This window comes from Bradyrhizobium sp. Ses1 (genome assembly GCF_059512365.1).
Window position 1 is genome coordinate 1 of the sequence record NZ_JCAMOQ010000220.1, and the last position, 476, is coordinate 476.

The 476-nt window shown below is 63.2% G+C and carries 1 pseudogene; it reads right to left on the reverse strand.

From position 1 onward, the window contains the following. A pseudogene (locus AC5ZG5_RS46450) lies at positions 1-476 on the reverse strand (IS110 family transposase); the annotation flags it as partial.

Consider the following 476-nt stretch of genomic DNA (forward strand, 5'->3'; position numbering starts at 1 on the left):
TCGATTCCGACGCAGCGAGGCCCGCGGTGCTGGTCCATGGCCACGACCGCGATGGTTGCTCAGTTGCTTCAACACGGCTTCGATCCGGGCGTCGCAGGCAGATGCCTTCTCGTGGTAGGTGTCGTAAAGCGCAAGTGCCTGCTCGAGCGCAAACAGATGTTCGGCGCGGTAGCTCCCGGTGAGCGCCTTCGCAATCGTCTCGGCACTGGAGTGGCAACTGTAGTGGCGCAAGCACGCCAGCGCCTCGGGATCGCGCTCGCCGGCAAGGATCGCGCGTATGATACGCAGGCCGGTCGCGCCGGTGATGTCGGCGACGACGTGGTGGAGCTGAAGATTCATCTCCGTCAAGGCCTTCTGCATATGCTGGATGTGTGAGGCCGCGTACTCCAGCAGACGCTCGCGCTGACGCACGTAGGCTCGCAGTTCGGCAATCTGCCCTTTGGGCTGAAAGCTGGCCCGCAGCAACCCGAATGAAT